Here is a 20,613-nt window from a genome sequence, read left to right as displayed (position 1 = left end):
GTGACACCTGGCCGTCCGGGGGCCCCACGGCGACTCGGCCACTGACGCGGAGCTGCGAGACCATGGGTATCGCCGAGCAGGACCAGGCAGGTGGGGTCGTCCTGACGCACGGAGCATGTCGAACTACCGGAGGTGGGGCAGGGCGTTTCTGCTCTCTGCGAGGCTCGATCTCTCACCGAGAGGCCCCGAATCCGCTGCGAACGACGCGCCGATCGCAACGCGATCGCACCTCCCCGTTTGTGACTTCTCCTGTCTGCCGGCTCGCCCAGGTGGCGGCCGACACGCGGAAACCGGAGCGTTTTGTTCAGGCGAGCTTGTCGATTGCCCGGCTCGCCTCGGAGCGCTCCGGCTCACCGCTCGTGACGAACGCGTCCCGGGGGTGCTGCACGGAGGGCAGCTTGCACCGCTCGGGGCCCGGAGGCAGCGACGCCGCCTGATCGAACGCGGTCATCAGCCGGTCGCGAATGGCGACCGCCTCCTCCACGTGCTTCAGGCCGATCGCCTGCTCCGCAAGCCGCGGCATGGGGAACGTGCGGGTCACGGCGCCGGGCGTGATCACGAGGATGTCGTACTGCAGGGGGGCGTCGCCGTGCGCCGGCCGGACGGTGACCGTGCGGTCGGCGTTGCTGATCTCGGTCACGGCCCCCGCGATCAGCCGGGTGCGGTGTAGATGCGGCCGCAACGACACGGCGGCGTGACGCGCCCCGACCGATCCGGCTGTCACCTCGGGCCGGAAGGGCTGGCGCCCCCGCGCAGCAACTTCTCCAGGCGCAGCATTTCGACGAGCCGGTCACCATATCCACCGATGCGCCGCGGAACCTCCGCCTCGAACACCAGCCGCACCATCCTCCGCCCGGGCAGCCGCCTGCGCGGAACCCCCGCAACCATGGCATGAGCGCCGGCGCTCATGCCGACGAAGGTCCGGCTGCCTGAAGACCGCCATCGGCCGGGCGCCGCGGGAGCGCTACCGGCTGGGCTTCGCCGTCCCACCCGGCAGGCGGCCAAGGATGCAGGGGGGCAGGCCAAAAAGGGACCTTTAGGTCCACCCATGCAATGCCCACCGAGCGTGGCAATCCACCTCGAGAAGGCGCGAGAGGGCTCTCCGGCGGAACGGAACGCGGACAGGGCTCCCGCTCGCCACTGCACGCCTCCTCCGCATCGGAGGCCACCGAGTGGTTCGCCAATCGCCACCAGTTTGCGACTGTGCGAGCACACACCGCCACCCGCAGGGATTGACGGTGCGCGAGCCCGCCCAATACGCCATGAAAGGCTGCTCGGCCGCGGCGAGAACGCCGCCACCCCGACACACCAGCACAGCACCATGGCAGCCACGTAACGCAAGGTGCCAGTGGGCCTGAGCATAAGGAGGGGACTAATTAGTCCAGAAAAGTGGGCCGATCTGCGGTACGTTTGGGACAAGCGGTCCCTTGCGGACAGCCAAGCAACCAAGCATCACAAGGATCCCCAAGGCGGTAGGCACCATGTATGCGGGCGTCCAGTTCTCAGTGCTCGGCCCAGTCCGGCTACACAGACAGGGGGTCGAGGCCGGAGCCGGCCAGCCGAGGCAGTGCGCCGTGCTTGCTTCGCTGTTGCTCAGGGCGGGCAGGCCCGTAAGCCTCTCGAAACTGGTGGAGGACGTGTGGGGCGACGAGGCCCCACCGTCGGCCATAGGCTCCGTGCGCACCTACGTCTACAGGCTCAGGCAGGCACTCGGGGAGCAGAGTGACAGCTCCGTACGCCGGGTCGACGGGGGCTATCTGCTGCACATCCAACCGGACGCTCTGGACCTGAACAGGTTCAAGGAGACTGCGGCAAGGGCGCGGGAGGCGCGCAGCACCGGCGACCTGGCGTCCGCGGCGAGCCTGCTGACCGAGGGCCTCGAGATGTGGAAAGGAGTGGCCCTCGCCGGGGTCCCCGGGCCCTTCGCGGACCAGCAGCGCAGCGTCCTCGGCGAGCTGCGCCTCGCGTGTGCGGAGGAGCAGCTCGCCTGCGAAGTGGAGAGAGGGCGCTACGCCGAGGCCGCCGCAGAACTGTCCGCCCTGCTTGTCGAGCACCCGCTTCGCGAGCGCGTATGCGGCCTCCTCATGACCGCGCTCTACGGTGCTGGGCGGCAGTCCGAGGCCCTGACGATCTACCACACGACCAGTCACCTGCTGCGTGAACGCCTCGGCGTCACCCCGTCGCCGGAACTGCAGCAAGTCCACGAGCGCATCCTCTCCGGGCAATTCCAGCTCCCACGAAACGCCGACCGCCAAAAGGGCGCGCCGCACACACCCCCACCTCACGCCCCGGCCCAGCTCCCAGCCGCCCTGCCGAGCCTCGTCGGCCGCGAGAAAGAGCAAGAGCAGGTCGAGCGCCTGGTCGCCGATGCAGAAGCGTCGTCCTCTGTGGCCATCTGCACGGTCGGCGGACTGGCCGGCGTCGGCAAGACAGCTTTCGCCACCACCGTCGCCCACCGTCTGGCAGACCGCTTCCCGGACGGCCAGCTCTTTGCAGACCTGCAGGGAGCCGGACCAGAGGCCGAGCCACGGGATCCCGCGCAGGTGCTCGAGGACTTCCTGCAGTCCTTGGGGGTCCGCCCCGATGACATACCCGAGACCGCGCAGGCACGAGGGCTCATGTTCCGCGGCTTGCTGGCAAACCGCCGAGTGCTCGTCGTGCTCGACAACGCATGGAACACGGACCAGGTGAAGCACCTTCTTCCCGGAGGACCCGGCTCCATGGCCCTTGTCACCAGCCGCATGCAACTGCACGCGCTCGTCGCCGCCTACCAGGCGCTCCCCCTGACACTCATGCCCCTGAGTCAGACGGACGCTCGCAGCCTTCTCGCCCGCCGGCTCGGCGCAGCAAGGACAGCGGCTGAACCAGAGGCCGTCGACCGCATCATCCGGCTGGCCGGGCAGCTCCCCTTGGCCCTGGCCAACATCGCCGCCCGCGCGGCCTATCGACCGCAGCTGCGCCTGGCGAGCCTGGCCGACGAGTACGAGGCGCCGGAGCACAGCACCCTGGACGCCTTCGCGAGCGACGAGGATCAGGCGCTCGACGTCCGCGCGTCCATCACCCGCTCGTACCGCCTGCTCGACACGGAGACGGCCGCACTCTTCCGCGACCTGAGCGCCTGCCCAGACCCCATGTTCGCGGTATCGCAGGTCGCGAACCTGGCCGGACGGCCCGAGTGTCGGGTCCGCCAGGTCATGTCGCGTCTCATTCGAGCGCATCTCGTCTCGGAGATCGGCCCGGGCCGGTACAGCTGGAACCGGCTCGTGGCCGCATACGCTGCGGAGGAGGCAGAGCAAGGGCTCCTCGACCGGCGCAAACCGGCCCGTCGGTAGGACGAGCAGGGGTCAGCGTCCATGTCGTTGTCACAGGCACCCTGCGGAGACGATGCTACGGCCGGTAGCCGAGACCGAGCAGTTCCCGAAGAGGGGGCAATCCCTACCCGGCGGCGCCGACATACGCCGCCCGGCGGGCGGCGTGCGTGCGGGGCTCAGTGCGAGCGCTGCCTTGATCGCAGCAGACCGTACAGCGGTTTCCTGCGGCTCCTCTGCGCGGACCGTTTCCGCGCAGTAGTGCGCAGAGGACCAGAGGCGCGGCGGGCAGGACGGATCCACGCAGCTCCCGCTTGCCGGACCGCGGAGCCGCCACGATTGGCGGCGTAGAGGACTAGTAGAGCTGCTGTAGACCCTGCCGTGGCAGGGTCGAATGCATAACCGGCAGAAAGTGTTCGCTGCTCAGTGGAGAGTGATTCTCATGGCCACAAACTTCGAAGGCAAGAAACTCGTCGTGATCGGCGGCGCCAGCGGCATGGGCCTCAAGGCCGCCGAGGACGTGATCGCGGAGGGCGGAAGCGCGGTGATCGTCGGCCGCCCAGGTCGGAAACTCGACGACGCCGTGGCAAGCCTGTCGCGCTCCGGCAGCGCATGGTCGATCGAGGCCGACCTGGCAGACCGGGACCAGGTCGTCGAGGCGCAGAAGCAGCTGGCAGAGGACCACCCCGACGCCACCCTCCTCGTCAACTCGGCAGGGTTCTTCCTGCCCAAGCTCTTCCTCGACTACGAGGTCGCGGACTACGACGCCTATCACGACCTCAACAGGGCGACCTTCTTCCTGACTCAGACCGTCGTCCGGGGCATGGTCGCCGGCGGTCAGGGCGGCGCCATCGTGAACGTGGGCAGCATGTGGGCGCACCACGCCCTCGCCGTGACACCGTCGTCGGCCTATTCGATGGCCAAGGCCGGCCTGCACGCCCTCACGCACAACCTGGCCATCGAGCTCGCCAGCGAGGGCATCCGTGTGAACGCCGTGGCTCCCGCCGTCACCAGGACACCCCTGTTCGACAAGGTCTTTCCCGCAGACCAGTTGGACGAGGCGATGGAGCAGCTGAGCGGCCTGCACCCGCTCGGCCGGGTCGGCACCCCGCAGGACGTGGCCTCCGCGATCGTCTTCCTCCTCTCGTCAGCCTCGAGCTGGACCACGGGCGCCATCCTCAACGTCGACGGCGGAGTCATGGCAGGCCGCAACTAGACGTACCTCTCACGCCCCGCCCGGGGTCGGCCACCTGACACCCACCCCGGGCGGGGCAGCCAAAAGGCGTCGATCAAACTGCCCGCGCACGAAGGAGCCCTTAGGGCAGGCCATCTGAGAAGCGTGACCGACGAGACCTTTGCGGACGAGGTGCTCAAGAGCGGCAAGCCTGTGCTCGTGGATTTCTGGGCCGAGTGGTGCGGGCCCTGCCGCCTTGTAGCACCGGTCCTTGAGGCACTCGCCGCCGAGCACAGTGACAAGATCACGATCGTCCAGCTGAACGTCGACGAGAGCCCCCGCACCGCCGAAGAGTACGACGTGAGGTCCATCCCAACGCTCAACGTCTACCGGGACGGCAAGATCGTCAAGACGGTCATGGGCGCCAAGCCCAAGCCGGCCTTGGAACAGGAACTGCTGGAGTTCCTGTGGTGACCGGGCCTTGAAGGATGCGCCACCCCGGTGACTATGCCGGATAGACGCCTCGTCTACACCAGGCCGCTTGAATGGCCTTCTTCCGCCGCGCGGTCTCCGAGGCGCCAGCACCGAGATGCCGCGGGGTTCCGACGGCATGGAGACCATGATGACTTCACCAGACGACTTCTCCCCCTACGAGGACCTGGCCTCCTCCAACCCACTGCGCTCACAGGAGGAGTACGACGAGGACGAGCTGGGCGAGGACGTCCTGGACCAGGGCTACTCACCCGCCGACAGGCCCCTCGCCGTCAACGACTGGGGCGTCACTGCGAGGGAGGGCGCCTCCCACGAGGACCTCACCCATCGACTCAGGCGCGAGGTACCGGAAGCCGGTGCACCGGACGAGGGAGACGGGCTGGGCGACACGATCGGCACGGACGGAGAGCTCATCGACGACCAGGTCGGCGACGAGCGCGCGGGACGCCTCCTCGGCTGGGACACGGACGTTCTCGCCGCAGGATACGACGGCGACGACTACTGGGCGCGGGACGTGGGCATCGACAACGGTGCCGCCTCCGCCGAGGAGGCGGCCGTCCACGTGGTGCCCGACACCCGTGAGGACTCCTGAGCGACGCCGGGCCCCGTCCGGGCTGGGGGCAGGGGCGAGTCCGAACTGCTCGGACCGGACGGGACGCTGAGCCAGGGAGGACTCCCTGTCGCTCCGCAGCCGGTCCGGCAGGCTGTATGTCGGCCCGCTCTGGACAGGCGCATCCACGGAAGACCCACCGTCGCCGGGCCGGTCTACACCGTTCCCCGCGCTTTCGGCGCGGCTGCCAGGCCAGACACGTCAAGCAACCTCTGCAGACATTGGGGCCGGTCGGACCCGTCGCTGCACCCAGACCAGTCGCCAGGCCCGGTGCGGAGGAGCCGGGCTGGGCGCCACCCCTGGACTGGATGAAGCGGGCTGACACCGCACGCCGGCTGCAGCCGGCGTGTCTGGGCCCTGAGAGAGGCAGCAACTGTGAAATCGATACATCTCCCACCTGAAATGGGCACCAGCGGCCAGCAGGAGAGTCCCGCTCAGCGCCGTGCGAGATTCGAGGAGGAAGCCCTCCCCCATCGCCGCACCCTCTACGCCGCCGCCTGGCGCATGACCGGCCACACAGCAGACGCCGAAGACCTGGTCCAGGAAGCGTACGCGCGCGCGTACGCAGCGTTCGACCAGTTTCGACCAGGCACGAACTTCGCGGCCTGGATGAAGAAGATCATGGTCAATCAGTACATAACTGCCCGTCGCAAACAGCAGAGCAGACCGCACCTGTGCTTTTCCTCCGAGGTCGGAGACCAGCAGCTGGCACGTCTTGGCGCCTACGCCTCCGGAGCGCTCAAGTCGGCCGAGGCAGACGCGCTGGAACACATCGTGAATCCCGACCTCAAAGCAGCCTTCCGTCAGATCTCCCCTCCGCGCCGCCTCGCCGTGTACCTCGCAGACGTCGAGGGCCTCTCCTACCGCGAGATCGCGGAAACGATGGGGACCCCCCTGGGCACCGTGATGTCACGCATCCACAGGGGGCGCCGGCAGCTCCGTTGGCTGCTGCCGAAGTACACGCCCGGGGGCCGCACAGCGTGACCGCCCGCCACCGGCGTGCGGGGTCGAAGGCCTCCGCGGCAGGCCTGCTCACCAGCCAGTTGCGACAGCACGGGAAAGCCCCACAGCGCGAGTCGCAGGTCGAAATACGCCGGAACCCCGTCCGTGAAATCCCGAGATCCACGCACGGCGAAAGAACCAGCGACTTCACATAGACGGCCTGTAGATGGTCTCGTGCTTGGCTGGTCCGCACAAGATGACCTGGGGATTGAGAACCATGCACCACGCGGATGTTGGAAAAACGTGCCACTCGGCTCCGGATGGCCATGCCGGAACCAGCTGCAGCGCCCCGGCAGCAGAGCCCGCCAAGGATCGGGGACAACTCGACCCGGAGTCCGCCGCCTGGGTGGATGCGCTCGAAGACGGCCGCGGGCCGCAGTACGAGCAGGCCTGCACGCGGCTGCATGAACTGCTGGTACGGATCGCCATGGACGAGGTATTCCGCCGGGGTCCTCGTTACCGGATTGCCGGGCCCGAGCTGAACGACCTCGCCCACCAGGCGGCCGCCGACGCACTGATGAGGATCACGCACAAAATCAAGGAATTTCGAGGCGCCGCCAGGTTCACCACATGGGCATTCCGATTTGTCGTACTTGAAGTGTCCAGCACGCTGAGCCGCCATTTCTGGCGTGTTTCAAACGCCCGATTCGACTTGGACGAATGGGCGCAGGTTCCCGACCACTCCGGCACCGACCCCGTCAGTCACTGGCAGGCGCGAGAGCTGGTCGAGGCCGTACGCGACGCAATCGAGACGGCACTGAGCGCCCACCAGCGGGAGGTCTTCACCGCCGTCGTCAACGGGGTCCCCCTGGAAACGCTCGCCAGCGAGCTGGCGACGAACCGGAACGCGCTCTACAAGACGATGTTTGATGCCCGCAAGAAACTGCGAGCCCAGCTGATAGCCGGCGGACACCTCAGCGGCTCAGGCTGATGCGGCGGCGACCGAGTCGGCCCGGGCAACACCGGCCGGGGTGCCCGCATCGCGGCCACACACGTCCTGGGCCCCCGCCTGAGCCGCCCCCAGGACGGACAAGAGAGGCTGCGCGCCCAGGAGTTCACCTTCCCGGGGCATCCCAGGTAAGAAGTCGCCTCCCCCGGGCGCTCACCCCCGAAGGGGCCCGCAGGGGCCACACTGGACGAACAAGGACGGCGAGCATGGCATTCATCTCGCGCGGGTTCCACGGCCGCAGGCCGTCGGCGGGCACAAAGCTGCCGCCCGGGCAGTACGAGACGACCGGCTTCCCGGTGCTGTCCGCCGGGGCCACTCCCCGCATCCGGCAAGACGACTGGAAGCTGTCCGTGACCACGGAAGCCGGGAATCAGCACGTGTGGGACTGGGCAGGCCTGATGGCACTCCCCGCGGAATCCCCGACCGTCGACCTGCACTGTGTGACGAAGTGGTCGAAGTTCGGCACCGAGTGGCAAGGCGTGTCCCTGGACGTTCTGCTCGCGGACGTGGAGACGGCCGCAGAGCACGTCCTCGTCACCTCCTACGGCGGCTACACCACCAACATCCCCCTCGCCGACCTGGTCGACGGCAAAGCATGGATTGCCTACGGCTACGGAGGCAGCGACCTGGCGCCCGAACACGGCGGCCCCGCCCGGCTGCTGGTCCCGCACCTGTACCTGTGGAAGTCCGCGAAGTGGGTCCGCGAAATCGAGTTGCGCCAGAGCGACGCGCCCGGCTTCTGGGAGAGCGCCGGCTACCACAACTACGGAGACCCATGGCGAGAGCAGCGGTACCAGGGAGACTAGGCGACCGCCTCCGGTGGCGGACCGCTCAGGTAACGAGTCTGCCGCGTGGAGTCGGCGACGACCGTCACCCTGACCGGGCCGGCGCGGGCACTTGGCCGGCCAGTATGTGGACGTGAGACTGACCGCGGAAGCCGGCTACAGCACCGGCGCAGCTACTCGATCGCCTCGGCCCCCAAGGGCCGGCGCCTCGACCTGACAGTCCAGCGCACGCCCGGCGGAGAAGTGTCGCCCTACCTCGTGGGCGAGCTCGAGTTGCTGTGACCGCCGCGACGAGCGGTGGCCGAGGTATGCGCCGTGCGCTGGCCGATGCCGTGCGCGAAGCTGTCCGCACCGGCCACCTGGCCCCGGGGACACGGCTGCCCTCCTCCCGCCGGCTCGCCACCGACCTCGGCCTTGCCCGCAACACCGTGGCCGACGCCTATTCCGCCCTCGTCGCCGAGGGATGGCTTAGCGCCCGCAGAGGCTCGGGCACACTCGTGGCAGACAGGATGATCAATCAGCCGATCTTGGCGCGCTCGGCCGCTGATCGATCCGGCAACCCTTGCCACGACCTGATCCCAAGTAGCCCCGACCTCGCCGCCTTTCCTCGTGCAGCCTGGCTCAAGGCCACACGCCGCGCCCTGGCCGCAGCCCCCGACGACGCGCTCGGGTACGGCGACCCCCGCGGTCGGCCGGAACTACGGGCGGCGCTCGCAGACCATCTCGCTCAAGCCCGGGGCGTGTACGTGAGTCCGGAGCACATACTGATCTCCGCCGGCGTCTCCCACGGCCTACAGATCCTGAGCGCACTCCTGGCCGGGCGGGGGGCGAGGAACGTCGCCGTCGAGTCCTACGGCCTGGACAGGTACTGGGGCCTGCTGGCGGCTGCTGGGCTGAAGACCCTGCCGCTTCCCTTGGACACCCATGGGACCGACCCGGTGCCGCCCGTCGGCACCGATGCGGTCCTACTCACACCGGCTCACCAGTTCCCTTTGGGCACGGCGCTGCGGGGCGATCGCCGGACGGCCGTCGTGGACTGGGCCAGACGGACCAGCGGGCTGGTCCTGGAGAATGACTACGACGGTGAGTTCCGGTTCGACCGCCAGCCTGTCGGGGCGCTCCAAGGACTCGCCCCCGACTGCGTGGTCTACCTGGGTACCGCCGGCCAGACCCTCGCTCCTGGCCTGCGGCTGGGCTGGATGGCGCTGCCTGCCGGGCTCGCTGAGGAAGCCGTGGCGGCCAAGGGGCAGATCGACTCGTGCGAGGTATTCAGCCGGCTGACGATGGCGGAGTTCATCACCTCCGGCGCCTATGACCATCACGTGCGTGCTGCCCGTCGGCGCTACCGCGATCGACGAGACGCTCTCGTCACAGCCCTGGCCCGGCACGCCCCAAAGGCCCGCGTCATCGGCGCAGCGGCCGGCCTTCACACCGTGATCGGTTTGCCGCCAGGGACCGAGCAGCGAGTCCTTCAATCGGCGGCCCGGCAGGGCCTCAAAGTGGCCGGCCTGTCCCGATACCGCCATGAACGGTCCCTGAGCGCCATGGCCGATGCCGTCGTCGTTGGATACGGGGTGCCTGCCGACGCTGCGTGGCCTCAGGAACTCTCCGCTCTCGTGCGGCTCCTTTCCTGACCCGCCCCTGAGTGGACGGGCACCCGGACTGATCTCTTCGCGGGTACGGCGTCACCTCACGCCTGCCCGCGCTGCACCGTCAAGAAGGCAGGTGCGGCCTCACGACGTGCCGCCTCCATCCAACGGTGGCGAAGTACAGCGACGCGGCCGCAGGCCAGGGTGATCCGCCCACGGCTGGCCAGCACCAATGACCTCACGTCCAGCATGGCGTCAAGACACGGGTAAGAAGCGGAATCCACCCGACGCTAACCTCTGGCCCAACGTGCTGGCCGGCTCTCACCACACCAACGGGACGCCCGGCTGAAGCCCGGCGTCTCAACCGGGATCGCGACTTGGAGAGCCGTCGCGCAAGGGATCGGTGCGTCTGAGCCAACACGGCCGGCCACGAGGGCGGATATGCCCCAAACAAAGGGATCGATAAGGGGAAAGACTGATGAAGGCAGTGGTTGGGCCGCCGCCTCAAGCAACGTTCCCATCGCCGAGGGCGACCCCGTCATCGCCAAGACCACCTATCGGGACAGGCTCGCGCGGTGACTGAGGCGGGGCCCGCATGACCTCCATGGTGCGGGCCACCGGCCGTACGGTGTCGATCCCCGCCGTGGAGAACAACCCGGAGTACGCCGACCTCATCGACCCCAAGCGCCCTGGGGTAACCAAAGGCTACCCCTGTTTGCCCTAAATCCACCTATTAGCCCCCGACGGAAAAACGTGAAAATGACGATCAATCTCGAGGCCGAAGCGTCCGCCCGTGAAGAAAACAACGCCGCGCTCATTGCTGCTTTGGACGAAGCAGGTCTTGGCGAGGTGGAGGCCAGCTGGGAGATCGACGTGCTCAACGACGCGGAGCACGGTCGCTGGATCGCCGCCCTGGGTGATGAAGCGATCGCTGAGCTCACGTACCGGTTCGTCGGCGGCCGCGTTGTGCTGCTGACGACCTGGGTCGACCCCGTCTACCGCAAGAATCGGGTGGCCACGGAGCTCGTCTCTCACGTGCTGGACGAGATCCGCGAGAGCCGGAAGAAAATCACCGTCATCTGCCCGGTCGTGGGCGAGTTCATCGCCCGCAACCCCGAGTACGCCGACCTGATCGACAAGGTCCATCCCGGCGCCGGCGCCTACCCCAAGCACGAACCCGCTGAAGGCGGCCATGGCGAGGAGCTCACCGCGATCGAGCACGACCTGGCGTAACCGTCCTGCGTTCAGACGCGGTTGCCCGTCACGGCATCCGAAGCGCGCGAGATTTTTCCACAGCACGGCCAGAAAGGTGGTGCTGACGGGCCGTTCGCCCTAGACCTACTCCGCGCCTCGTCGGTTCACCGTCCTTGGCTGCACCGCCCCTCAGTGTCGTAACACGCTCACCGGCGCGGGCTGCGGCGGGAGGGCGATGGGGAACGGGCGAGATCGCGACGTTGTCGGTAAGAGGGCGCCGTGGATCGACGCTAATCAGACGGAGACGCCATTTGTTGTGTCTTGTCGCTTACCGGTGTCGCGTGGTCCGCCAGTTGGCCCGGGAGCGCCGGCCTGGCTCTGCCCGGTGTCGGACCCTTAGGCAGTAACACAGCCCGGGCCTCCAAAAAATCCAAAGTAGTTCAGAACAATGGAAAGGCACGGCTCGATGCAAGACGTGGTACCAGTGATCAACCGGACTCGCCGGGGCGGAACGCTCCGGCTGGCATTCTCATCTGCGGTGGTCTCCCTGGTGGCCTCATTTGCCGCGTCGGCCGCGCCGATCCCCCTGTTCAACACCTATCGGGCTGAGGACGGGTTCACCAACGCCGGTATCTCGCTGGCCGTCGTCGCCAACTCCGTCGGCACTATCGCCGCGCTGTTGGTGCTGGGACGACTGTCCAATCATCTGGGCCGACGGCTCACCGCGATCGCCAGCCTCGGCCTGCTCCTGCTCGGCTGTCTGCTGCTGCTGAACGTGCACGACATAGGCACTCTGCTGGCCGGTCGGCTCCTGATGGGCGTCGGTACGGGGTTGGCCAGCAGCAGCCTCACCTCCTACCTCGTCGACGCCGCGCCCGCCAGGCCGGCCTGGCTGGCCTCCGTCGCCTCCAGCCAGGGACCCATGCTCGGCCTCACCGTCGGCGCCATCGTCTCCGGCTCCCTGGTCCAGTTCGGTCCCTGGCCACGCGACCTCATCTACCTGGTTACCGTCGGCCTTCTCCTCCTGTCTGCCGCACTCATCGTCATCAGCCCGGAAACCGCGAAGCCGGCGCCGGGGGCTTGGCGATCACTGCTACCCCGGGTCGGTGTACCGGCCCGGGTCAGACATCTGCTCCCTGTCGCAGCAGCGGTGTTCCTGGCCTCCTACGCGACCGGGGCTTTCTACCAGGCCTTCATGCCCGCGCTGGTCGAAGACCAACTCCACACTCGCAGCCCGCTCTTCCTCGGACTGGTGTTCGCCGCCTACATGGCCCCCAGCGTTCTCGGCGCTCCCCTCGGCGGCCGGTTCACATCCGCCGCGGCCCAACGCATCGGCATGATCACCTTCCTGGCCGGATGGATCGGCATCATTACAGCGATCGCCATCGGCACACTGGCGTTGTTCATCGCCGCAACCATCGTCGCCGGCGCCGGTCAAGGCATCGCCATCAGTGCCGCCACCCGCGGCCTGCTGAACGGCAGCACCCTGGCCGACCGGGCACCGATCTTCAGCGCCATCTACCTCCTCTGCTACAGCGGCGCTGCCTTCCCCAGCCTCATCTCCGGGCAACTCTCGAACGCCTTCTCGCTGCCGCAGATCGCCCTCGGGTACGGCGGACTTGCCATCGTCGCCACCGTGTGCACTGTCCTCGCTGCACGCAACCCGCATACCGACACGACCGGGAACAGCCGGCATGATGGGTAATCATGACGAACCTCAGCGTCATCCAGTCCTCACCCGCTCCTGAGCAGGTCGCCGCCCGCGCTCGTCGACGCACGTCGACCGCCGCGCGGATCGACGCAATGAGCTGGACCGGGCAGTAGAGGTCAAGAGGTCTGCCCCTGCCGACGGTGTTGATCAGTTCCTGGAGTGCTGCGGGCGGGGGCTTCGTCGACCATGCCCGCCAGTGGCGTTGCAGCGTGGCCCAAGGCGTCAGCCAGCCACGGATGGCCCAGAGTGCCTGGGGCCAGCAGGCCGGCTGGGGCTGCTGGGATCCCGGTTCTCCCGCTCTCTAACGGGCCTGGCAGTGCATCAGGCCCGGGTGGGTGATCGGCTGCAGAGGGCGGGGTGGGGTGAACCAGGTGTTCCAGCAGAAGCTGAACGCGCATTTCACGAGGGTCTGGTGGCGGTGGATGACGGCATCGGAGCGGATCTGGAAGTCGGCCCAGCCGAGTTCGTCTGCGACCTGTTTTTAGCTCTGCTCGACCAACTGCCGGAGCCCGTAGATCCGCACGATTTCGGCAAGGTCAGCAGGCGGGTAGGGGGACTCGACGGCGCGCGGGCTGCCGGGACGGGGCAGGTCGGTGGCCAGGTACCAGGTCGCCTTGGCCGGTAGGGTGGCCGGGTCGGCGGTGGCCACCACCAGGCGGACATGCCCGTCCGGGCCCCACCAGCCCAAGGAGGCCTCGGCGGCCCATCAGGTGGCAGTGTGCCCATCGCGGAAGGTGCGCTCGATGCGTAACCAGTCCCCGGGATGTTGGGCATCCTGCCAGGCCAGGAGGCGGGCAGCGTCGAGGGGAGTGTGGGCGTCAGGGCCGTAGGCCCAGGTGCCGTGCCGGGGCTTGAGGGCCATTACGAAGGGTAGGCCGGCGGCCTGCAAGTCTGAGCGGAAGCTGTCCTGGTCGCCATAGGCGCAGTCGGCAGCCACCGCGCGGAAGGCCAGCCCGGCCGCCTTGGCCCGGGCGGCCAGGTCGGCCGCGATCCCCAGCTTGGTGCGGAAGCCCTGGTCGCTCTTGCCGCGGGGGAAGTGATGGGCCGGGGTATAGGGACACGCGTGCACCGGGCAGTAGACGCGCTCGTCCGCCCAGCAAGTGGTCACAGTGACCACACCACGATCGATCTTCCCGACCGAGCCGAGATACTGAGCCTTTTCAGCGGGGCCACCGATCGGGTGACGGCCGGCTGGTCGGCGACCTGTGCAGAACGGACGAGGCTCCTCAGCGGTTGAGCGAGATGTCTGACGTCTCAACTCTTTTGCCGGGGAGCCCCGTTGGTTACGCATCCTGCCGTACTGGACCTGCCTCATGCGCTGGTTGAGTGGGTGACGATGCTGATCGTCACCCGGGAGGGTGACCGCCGCTGCAAGCTCCGGCCCTCCCAGCGAGCCCTGGTCGCGCTGGTGTACCTGCGCAAACACGACACCCTCGCGCAGATCGCGGCCGGATTCCGGATCAGCGTCGGCACCGCCCACGCCTACGTACACGCGGTCATCGATCTCCTCGCCCGCCGTGCTCCCGGCCTGACCCGCGCCCTGCGCGAGGCGGACGCGGAGTATGTGCTGGTGGACGGCACGCTCGCCGAGTGCGACCGGGTTGGCGACGGACGCGCCGACTACTCCGGCAAGCACCGCCGCCACGGTGTGAACCTGCAGGTCATCACCGACCCGCAGGGCGAGATCGTGTGGATCTCCCGCGCTCTTCCGGGCCGCACCCACGACCTGACCGCGGCCCGCACCCATCGCATCGTTGCCACCTGCGTCCGCCTCGGCATTCCCGCCCTGGCAGACCTGGCCCACCTCGGCGCCGGCGGCACCTTGGCCAAGCCGACCCGACGCGCTCCTCGCAAAGAACTCAGCGCCCGGCAAAGATCCCTGAACCGGGCGCACGCCCGGCTTCGGTATCCCGTCGAACGCGGCATGGCCACCCTCAAGCGCTGGCGCATCTTCCGTCACGCCCACTGCAGCCCCAACCGCCTGTCGTCAGCAGCCAAAGCCATCCTCACCCCGGAGAAGCAGCGCTGAAAAAGCTCGCTGCTCGCCCACGTGCGCGGTCGCCGTCCCGTCCTTGCGGTCCCCGGAGTCATCGACCACCAACACCCCGCCCGGATTCGGTGCGGTGACCGGGTCAGCCAGCAACAACTCCAGGCGGCGGGCGTTGACCGCCTCCTGGCTCCAGGTCGACTCCGATAGGAAGAACTGCAGCCGCTGCACCGCCGCATGCTGGGCGCCGGTCACCGGTTCGGCGCCGGCCAGACAGGTCAGCGTCTTGTTGCGCTCCCGGGGCCGCAACAGCCCGGCCAGGTACTCACGAAACCCACGCCGCTGGGCCAGCGTCCCGAAGAGATCACCGAACCGGGCGGCGTATGCCTCCAGCGGGCCGGGTGCGGGCGGACACGGCAGCCGTTTCGTCATCTCAAGTTCCCCTGACCGTAGTTGACGCCTTCACCTCACGGCCTGCTCCCGCACGACCCGCCGTCAACAAACCACCGCTAGCCGCCAGCGGACTCACGCCACGATCCCCACTGGATCGGCGAAGAGCCGGTTTTGTTTTGTCTGGCGCCGCGTCGGTCAGTCGGCGGACGACAGAAAGCTGAAAGTGTCGGGGTCGACCGGGCGGCTCTGTCTGGGAAGGCCCGCGACGACGAGCAGGTACGACTCGGTTACGAGGTTGTCCACCAACGCCGGCTCGATATCCGCGCCAGGTCTGATGGTGATCCAGTGCTTCTTGTTCATGTGGTAGCCGCGAGAGATGCTCGTGTGCGACGCGCGGAGCGTCTCCGCATCCGAGGGATCGGCTTTGAGGATCACGACCGGCTCCCCAGGCATCGATGTCTGCAGCATGAACACCTTGCCACCGACTTTCCACACCTCCCAGTCGCCGGTGAACTGGTGCGTGTGCTCTGAACCCGGGAGCTCTGCGGCGCACGCGGCCGCGCGGTTCTGGACTGTCCTGTCTGCGTGCATCTTGGCCTCCTCGAGGTCGGTGGAGGTCGACTGCCCGGCGTCCGTCGAGAAGACGTGCGGGCGCCGGACAGTCGAGTGGCGCAGAACCGAGCGGGCGCGCCGATCGCGCGCCCGCTCAGTTCGTCACATGTGGGTGAAGATCTTCTCGGCGTCGAAGCGCGAGACCGGCTGGCGAGAGACGCGCGTCTCGTCCGGGTACCCGAGCGCCATGATCAGCGTCGTGGTGAAGTCGGTGTCGGTGAGGCCGAACGCTTCGTCGATGGCCGCGCGGTCGAACCCTTCCATCGGGGTGGCGTCGACTCCGAGAGAAGCGGCGGCCATCATGGTCGCGCCGACCACGAGATACGTGTTCTTCTCCAGCCAGTGGAGCACGTCGCCGCCGTAGTTCTCCGACTGGATCTTCACGAAGCCGGACGCTCCAGCCTCCCATCCCTTCTGGATCTCCGGGTCCGCGAAGCGACCGTCCGCGCGCTCCTTCGCGAAGACCTCCTGCAAGTGCTCGTCGGGAATCGTCTTGCGGGTCGTGAACACGATCGCGTGCGACGCGTTCCGCACCTTCTCCTGGTTGTCCTCGAAACGGCCGACGAGAGCGTCCGCAAGCTTGTCCTTGCCGGCCTGCGACTCCAGCACATGGAAGTGGTTCGGCTGGATGTTGATCGTCGTCGGCGAGGTGCGCAGGTAACGCAGCAGGAGCTGGAAGGTCTCCTCCGGGATCTTCTTGTTCGGGTCGAAGTAACGGGTGAGGTGCTTGGTGATCAGCTTCTCGAGATCCATGATTGGCTTTCGTTTCGTTGTCGGGGAGATCGGGTCAGGAGGCGGTTTCCGGGCGTTGGAGTCACGTCAGCACGTGGTGAACATCGCTTTCACTGGGGCGGCCTCCGTGCCTGTCGACACGTTCGTGACGTCGCTGGTTACGCGCCCGCACCGGGGATGTCGACGACGGTGTCGTTGACGTTGTTGAGGTAGTTCGTGAGCAGCGTGACGACCACGACGGTGACGATCGCCTGGATCTCGGCGTCGGTGTACCCGGCCTCGCGGACCGCGGCGATGTCCTCGTCGCCCACCTGACCGCGGGTCTCGATCACCTGCTGGGAGAAGCGAGCGGCGGCGGCACGCTTGGGATCGGTGGAGCCGCCGGTGCGGGCCAGCTCGATCTCCTCGGTGGACATGCCTCCGAGGTTCGCGGAGATGTATCCGTGCAGCGCCGAGCAGTAGTCGCAGTCGTTGGAGTGGGACGTGGCCAGCGCGATCGTGTGGCGGGTCTTCGCGTCGAGGAGCTTCGCGATGCCGCCCTGCAGGCCCATCACGATCTCGAGGACGGTCGGGTTGCCGGCGAGCGTGGTGAACATGCCCGGAGCGAAGCCGAACTGCTTGGCGATGGCGTCGAGCGTGCCCTGCGTCTTGGCGTCGATGTCGGTGAGCTCGGGCGTGGTGAGACGAGACATGGTGGTGGTCCTCCGGGCGGAATCAGTATGGGCTGTTTGGCCCACTCACAGTGAACGCGCCGCGGAATGGGCTGTTAGGCCCAATCCGTGCGTGTTGGGCCGCTGAGCCCAATCTGCGGGACAGGGTGGTGGCATGCAGATGAACGATGGATCGCGTGATCGTCGCGGGCGCACGGGCAAGGGGCTGGCGACGCCAGGCCGCATCCTCGAGCACGCCGCGGGAAGCCGACCCAGCCCCGACAGACGGAGATGACGCGCGATGAGTCCGTCGACGATGTCCATGGACTCGACGAGGTAGGTCTGTTCGCCCGTCGGCGTCTGGCGCGGAACTCCCCGATCAACTGATGCCGGTCGGTGAGGTAGGTCCCGGTACGCCACCCAGCGCGCTCTCGCGGGCCGCGTCAGGCGCCGTCGGCTCCGGGTGCGGGATCACTGGGCCGCGGCCGTATCGACCGGGCCGACGGCGGGGATGTCGAGGTCGGTCCGGTTGGCGTTGTTGATGGAGGCCTACGTCCACACAGTCGCCGATCCAGAACCTTCATGGGCGAACGCGGATGATCGTCTTTCCCTTGACCCGCTCGGTGGGATTGAAAGCGGCGACAGCATCATCGAGGGTCGCGACGTTGCCGATGACCGTCCGCAGCCGTCCATCCCGCACCCGCTGGACAACCTCACTCAGCTGGGCGCGATCAGACACGACAACGAAATCGACCGCCAGACCGTCCGCAGGCCGCGCCTCCGGCGGGCCTGCAATAGTCACCAGCGTTCCTCCGGCTCGAATCAGGCCCGCGGACCGCTTCCCGATGTCGCCACCGATGACGTCGAACACCAGATCAACTACGCCGACGTCTTCCAGCGTGTCGTTATCGAGGTCGACGAACTCCTTCGCGCCGAAGTCGAGCACCGTCTGACGATCGGCAGCACGTCCGGTGCCGATGACGTGAGCGCCCGCCTCGCGCGCGAGCTGCGTCACCATCGATCCGACTCCGCCGGCCGCACCGTGCACCAGGACGCTCTGCCCTGCCTGAAGACGACCATGCTCGAACAGCCCCTGCCACGCAGTCAGACCCGAGATCGGCAGACTTGCGCCCACCGTGAAGTCAACGTCGCCGGGCAACGGCGCGAGGTTACGTGCTTCGACGGCCGCATACTCCGCCAGTGTGCCGTCGCGGCTCCAGTCCGTGAGGCCGAAGACCCGCTGTCCCACAGTCAGCCCCGTCGTGCCATAGCCGAGGGCGCGGACCACTCCGGCGAGCTCATGACCAGGGATCGACGGTGTTCGGTCGCGGCCGAGGCGATCGGTCCAGTTCGAGGGCCACGTCAGCTCTCCTGGGGTGAATCCTGACGCATGAACCTCAACAAGCACATCGTTCCCCGCCGCCTCAGGCTCGGGTCGCTCCGCCAGCCTCATTCCGGCCGTCCCTGCGGCCTGATCCGTCACCACAATCGCCCTCACCCGGCACCTCCCTGTATCCAGTCCTCATCCGTGCGCCATGCACGGCCATCCCCTCGTAGTGGACTCATAAGTCCACCATACCACTCAGATAGCGGTCCCAGCAGCCCACTCAACGACAGGACTGGTCGAATTAGTCCAGAATTCAGGGACCCGCACCAGATCTTGGGAGCGCGCCAGCCCGGCTGACACACTTCTCGACGACGCCGAGCGGGTTGCCGACCAGAACGGGGTCGGGCACTGTCCGTCAGCCCACCACGGAAAGTGACCCAAAGCCTCATTTCACCGCTTCCGACAACGACGAGGGTCCCGCTGCGGCAATTGGAGGCAAACTCCTGACGGGCCACTTCGTACGGGCACAGAACATCAGGTGGACGCATTGAATGCGCACCCGCGCCCTCCCCCTCCATTGCGGACAAAATGGTCCACCTTCGACGAGAGTAAACTATTGCGCGGCGCACCCAGTCGAAGCCTCCAGGCGACCTGCACACCTAGATCAGGCGCGCAGGTTGAAGTGCCCATCGCCACCATGAGCCGGATCTCCACCCTTGCTTCAATCGCGCCCTGCCGGTACAGTCTGGACTATAGAGTCCCTTTATCGGAGTCAGTGAACTATCGCCCAGACGCCGACACGCACATGGCGCACAGCTCCCTGAATGTCGGGTCCAACCGGGCGATGGTTCCTTCTTGCGGACGCACGCACGGGACGGGGAGTCGGCTACGCCCTCGAAGCAGGCTCGCCCGGCGGCAATGCCCTTGTCTTTGCCCTCTTTCTTGACCCCGGAGTCCTGATGAGTCAGTTGATTCTCACCCGCACGCTTCCCGAGGCAGCCACGGACGCCGCCTGCGCATCGACGTCCTGCACGGCCTCACCAGCATCCCCAAGACGCTGCCGCCGAAGTGTTTCCACGACGCGCACGGCAGTGACCTGTTCGAGCAGACCACCGAGTTGCCTGAGTCCTGTCCGGCGCGCGCGGAGCGGGAGATTCTGATCGCCCGCTCCGGCGAGATCGCGGAGGCGCTTCGCGCCCGTACCCTGGTCGAGCTGGGTTCTGGCTCCTCCGAGAAGACGCGCTACCTGATCGACGCGCTGACCGGCCTGCACACCTACATTCCGGTCGACGTCAGCCAGAGAGCGCTCATCCAGGCCGGGCACGCGCTCCTCGCCGAGCGGCCCGGCCTCCAAGTCGATTCCCTGATCGCCGACTTCACTGCCGCGCTGACTCTTCCGGATACACCGCGCCCTCGGCTGATCGTCCTCCTCGGCGGCACGATCGGCAATCTGCTGCCCGCTGAGCGGGCCGCTTTCCTGGCCTCGGTCCGTTCCCTGCTCTCACCCGGTGACGCGCTGCTGGTCGGCACGGATCTGGTCAAGGATGAACAGGTCCTGGTCCGGGCGTACGACGACGCGGCCGGCGTGACGGCTGCGTTCAACAAACATGTCCTGACTGTCGTCAATCGCGAGCTGGGCGCCGACTTCGACCCCACCGCCTTCGATCACGTCGCGATCCGGGACACCGACGATGAGTGGATCGAGATGCGACTGCGCTCCCGTGTCGCACAGGCCGTGAAGATCCCTGCGCTCGACCTCGCTGTCGACTTCGCCGAGGATGAGGACCTGCGCACTGAGGTCTCAGCGAAGTTCCGGAGGGATGGCGTGCGCGCTGAACTGTCGGCAGCCGGGCTGGAGCTGGTTCGGTGGTGGACAGACGGCGAGGACCGTTTCGCACTGTCGCTGAGCGTCTGCCGTTGAGGGAGCCACACGCCAGGGGCGCAGCCGCTCGCAGGTGATTGCTGCCCGCGGGCACCGTGAGCGGCTATCTCACGCCCTGCCACACGCGGGTGATCTCCCGGGGCATGCTCGCAGAGAGTGTGGAGAGGTCGCCCGCACAGAGGTCCCGAACTTCGCCGAGTTCGATGCGTACGGCGG

General features: G+C 67.6%; 16 protein-coding genes and 4 pseudogenes. 13 read left to right on the top strand and 7 right to left on the bottom strand.

What is annotated here, in order from left to right:
- Nucleotides 1-394 precede the first annotated feature (394 nt).
- Nucleotides 395-742, bottom strand: a pseudogene (locus ACWDAS_RS37165) (NAD(P)/FAD-dependent oxidoreductase); the annotation flags it as partial.
- Nucleotides 743-1,481: 739 nt separating this feature from the next.
- On the opposite strand from ACWDAS_RS37165, the gene ACWDAS_RS37160 reads away from it, so the two are divergent.
- The 11 genes from ACWDAS_RS37160 to ACWDAS_RS37110 all read left to right on the top strand — a co-directional run bounded on the left by ACWDAS_RS37160 (nt 1,482) and on the right by ACWDAS_RS37110 (nt 12,808).
- On the top strand, nt 1,482-3,332 hold the full coding sequence (locus ACWDAS_RS37160) for a BTAD domain-containing putative transcriptional regulator (RefSeq protein ID WP_450399783.1): 1,851 nt from the start codon (nt 1,482-1,484) through the stop codon (nt 3,330-3,332).
- A gap of 418 nt (nt 3,333-3,750) precedes the next feature.
- Nucleotides 3,751-4,524 (top strand): SDR family NAD(P)-dependent oxidoreductase, encoded by a 774-nt coding sequence (locus ACWDAS_RS37155; RefSeq protein ID WP_450399780.1) that lies wholly within the window; start codon nt 3,751-3,753, stop codon nt 4,522-4,524.
- Between the two features lie 123 nt (nt 4,525-4,647).
- Nucleotides 4,648-4,956 carry a thioredoxin gene (gene trxA, locus ACWDAS_RS37150; RefSeq protein ID WP_450399777.1) on the top strand — a complete coding sequence of 103 codons (309 nt, stop codon included), beginning with the start codon at nt 4,648-4,650 and terminating at the stop codon, nt 4,954-4,956.
- A 145-nt stretch (nt 4,957-5,101) separates the two neighbouring features.
- Entirely contained in the window at nt 5,102-5,566 is a 465-nt protein-coding gene (locus tag ACWDAS_RS37145; protein ID WP_450399775.1) for a DUF5709 domain-containing protein, read from the top strand.
- Nucleotides 5,567-5,986: 420 nt separating this feature from the next.
- Nucleotides 5,987-6,568 (top strand): sigma-70 family RNA polymerase sigma factor, encoded by a 582-nt coding sequence (locus ACWDAS_RS37140; protein WP_450399772.1) that lies wholly within the window; start codon nt 5,987-5,989, stop codon nt 6,566-6,568.
- Between the two features lie 235 nt (nt 6,569-6,803).
- On the top strand, nt 6,804-7,517 hold the full coding sequence (locus tag ACWDAS_RS37135; protein ID WP_450399769.1) for a sigma-70 family RNA polymerase sigma factor: 714 nt from the start codon (nt 6,804-6,806) through the stop codon (nt 7,515-7,517).
- 224 nt (nt 7,518-7,741) lie between these two features.
- On the top strand, nt 7,742-8,341 hold the full coding sequence (locus ACWDAS_RS37130; RefSeq protein WP_450399768.1) for a molybdopterin-dependent oxidoreductase: 600 nt from the start codon (nt 7,742-7,744) through the stop codon (nt 8,339-8,341).
- A 287-nt stretch (nt 8,342-8,628) separates the two neighbouring features.
- Nucleotides 8,629-9,954, top strand: coding sequence for a MocR-like pyridoxine biosynthesis transcription factor PdxR (gene pdxR / locus ACWDAS_RS37125; RefSeq protein ID WP_450399765.1), 1,326 nt, complete (start codon nt 8,629-8,631; stop codon nt 9,952-9,954).
- A gap of 550 nt (nt 9,955-10,504) precedes the next feature.
- Complete coding sequence (locus tag ACWDAS_RS37120) at nt 10,505-10,633, top strand: hypothetical protein (RefSeq protein WP_450399763.1); 129 nt, start codon at nt 10,505-10,507, stop codon at nt 10,631-10,633.
- A gap of 35 nt (nt 10,634-10,668) precedes the next feature.
- Entirely contained in the window at nt 10,669-11,142 is a 474-nt protein-coding gene (locus ACWDAS_RS37115) for a GNAT family N-acetyltransferase (RefSeq protein ID WP_450399760.1), read from the top strand.
- A 499-nt stretch (nt 11,143-11,641) separates the two neighbouring features.
- A complete protein-coding gene (locus ACWDAS_RS37110) occupies nt 11,642-12,808 on the top strand; it encodes an MFS transporter (RefSeq protein WP_450399759.1) in 1,167 nt (388 codons plus the stop codon).
- A gap of 122 nt (nt 12,809-12,930) precedes the next feature.
- Here ACWDAS_RS37110 and ACWDAS_RS37105 read toward each other — a convergent pair.
- Nucleotides 12,931-13,967 (bottom strand): annotated as a pseudogene (locus ACWDAS_RS37105) (IS701 family transposase); the annotation flags it as partial.
- 126 nt (nt 13,968-14,093) lie between these two features.
- Here ACWDAS_RS37105 and ACWDAS_RS37100 point away from each other — a divergent pair.
- Entirely contained in the window at nt 14,094-14,843 is a 750-nt protein-coding gene (locus ACWDAS_RS37100; RefSeq protein WP_450399757.1) for a transposase family protein, read from the top strand.
- Between the two features lie 9 nt (nt 14,844-14,852).
- Here the strand turns inward: ACWDAS_RS37100 and ACWDAS_RS37095 are convergent.
- The 5 genes and pseudogenes from ACWDAS_RS37095 to ACWDAS_RS37075 all read right to left on the bottom strand — a co-directional run.
- A pseudogene (locus tag ACWDAS_RS37095) lies at nt 14,853-15,233 on the bottom strand (transposase); the annotation flags it as partial.
- Between the two features lie 156 nt (nt 15,234-15,389).
- Nucleotides 15,390-15,785, bottom strand: coding sequence for an MmcQ/YjbR family DNA-binding protein (locus tag ACWDAS_RS37090; RefSeq protein WP_450399755.1), 396 nt, complete (start codon nt 15,783-15,785; stop codon nt 15,390-15,392).
- A gap of 123 nt (nt 15,786-15,908) precedes the next feature.
- Entirely contained in the window at nt 15,909-16,559 is a 651-nt protein-coding gene (locus ACWDAS_RS37085) for a nitroreductase family protein (protein ID WP_450399753.1), read from the bottom strand.
- A gap of 137 nt (nt 16,560-16,696) precedes the next feature.
- The gene (locus ACWDAS_RS37080; RefSeq protein WP_450399751.1) at nt 16,697-17,230 is read right to left on the bottom strand and encodes a carboxymuconolactone decarboxylase family protein; all 534 of its coding nucleotides are present in this window, start codon (nt 17,228-17,230) and stop codon (nt 16,697-16,699) included.
- Between the two features lie 538 nt (nt 17,231-17,768).
- Nucleotides 17,769-18,686: an NADP-dependent oxidoreductase gene (locus ACWDAS_RS37075; protein WP_450399748.1), complete on the bottom strand. Its 918-nt coding sequence runs from the start codon at nt 18,684-18,686 to the stop codon at nt 17,769-17,771.
- Nucleotides 18,687-19,474: 788 nt separating this feature from the next.
- Between ACWDAS_RS37075 and egtD the strand changes: the two are divergent.
- A pseudogene (gene egtD, locus ACWDAS_RS37070) lies at nt 19,475-20,436 on the top strand (L-histidine N(alpha)-methyltransferase).
- Nucleotides 20,437-20,613 lie beyond the last annotated feature (177 nt).

The sequence above is a fragment of the Streptomyces sp. NPDC001070 genome (assembly GCF_053598835.1).
This window is presented reverse-complemented; position numbering and strand designations above follow the sequence as displayed.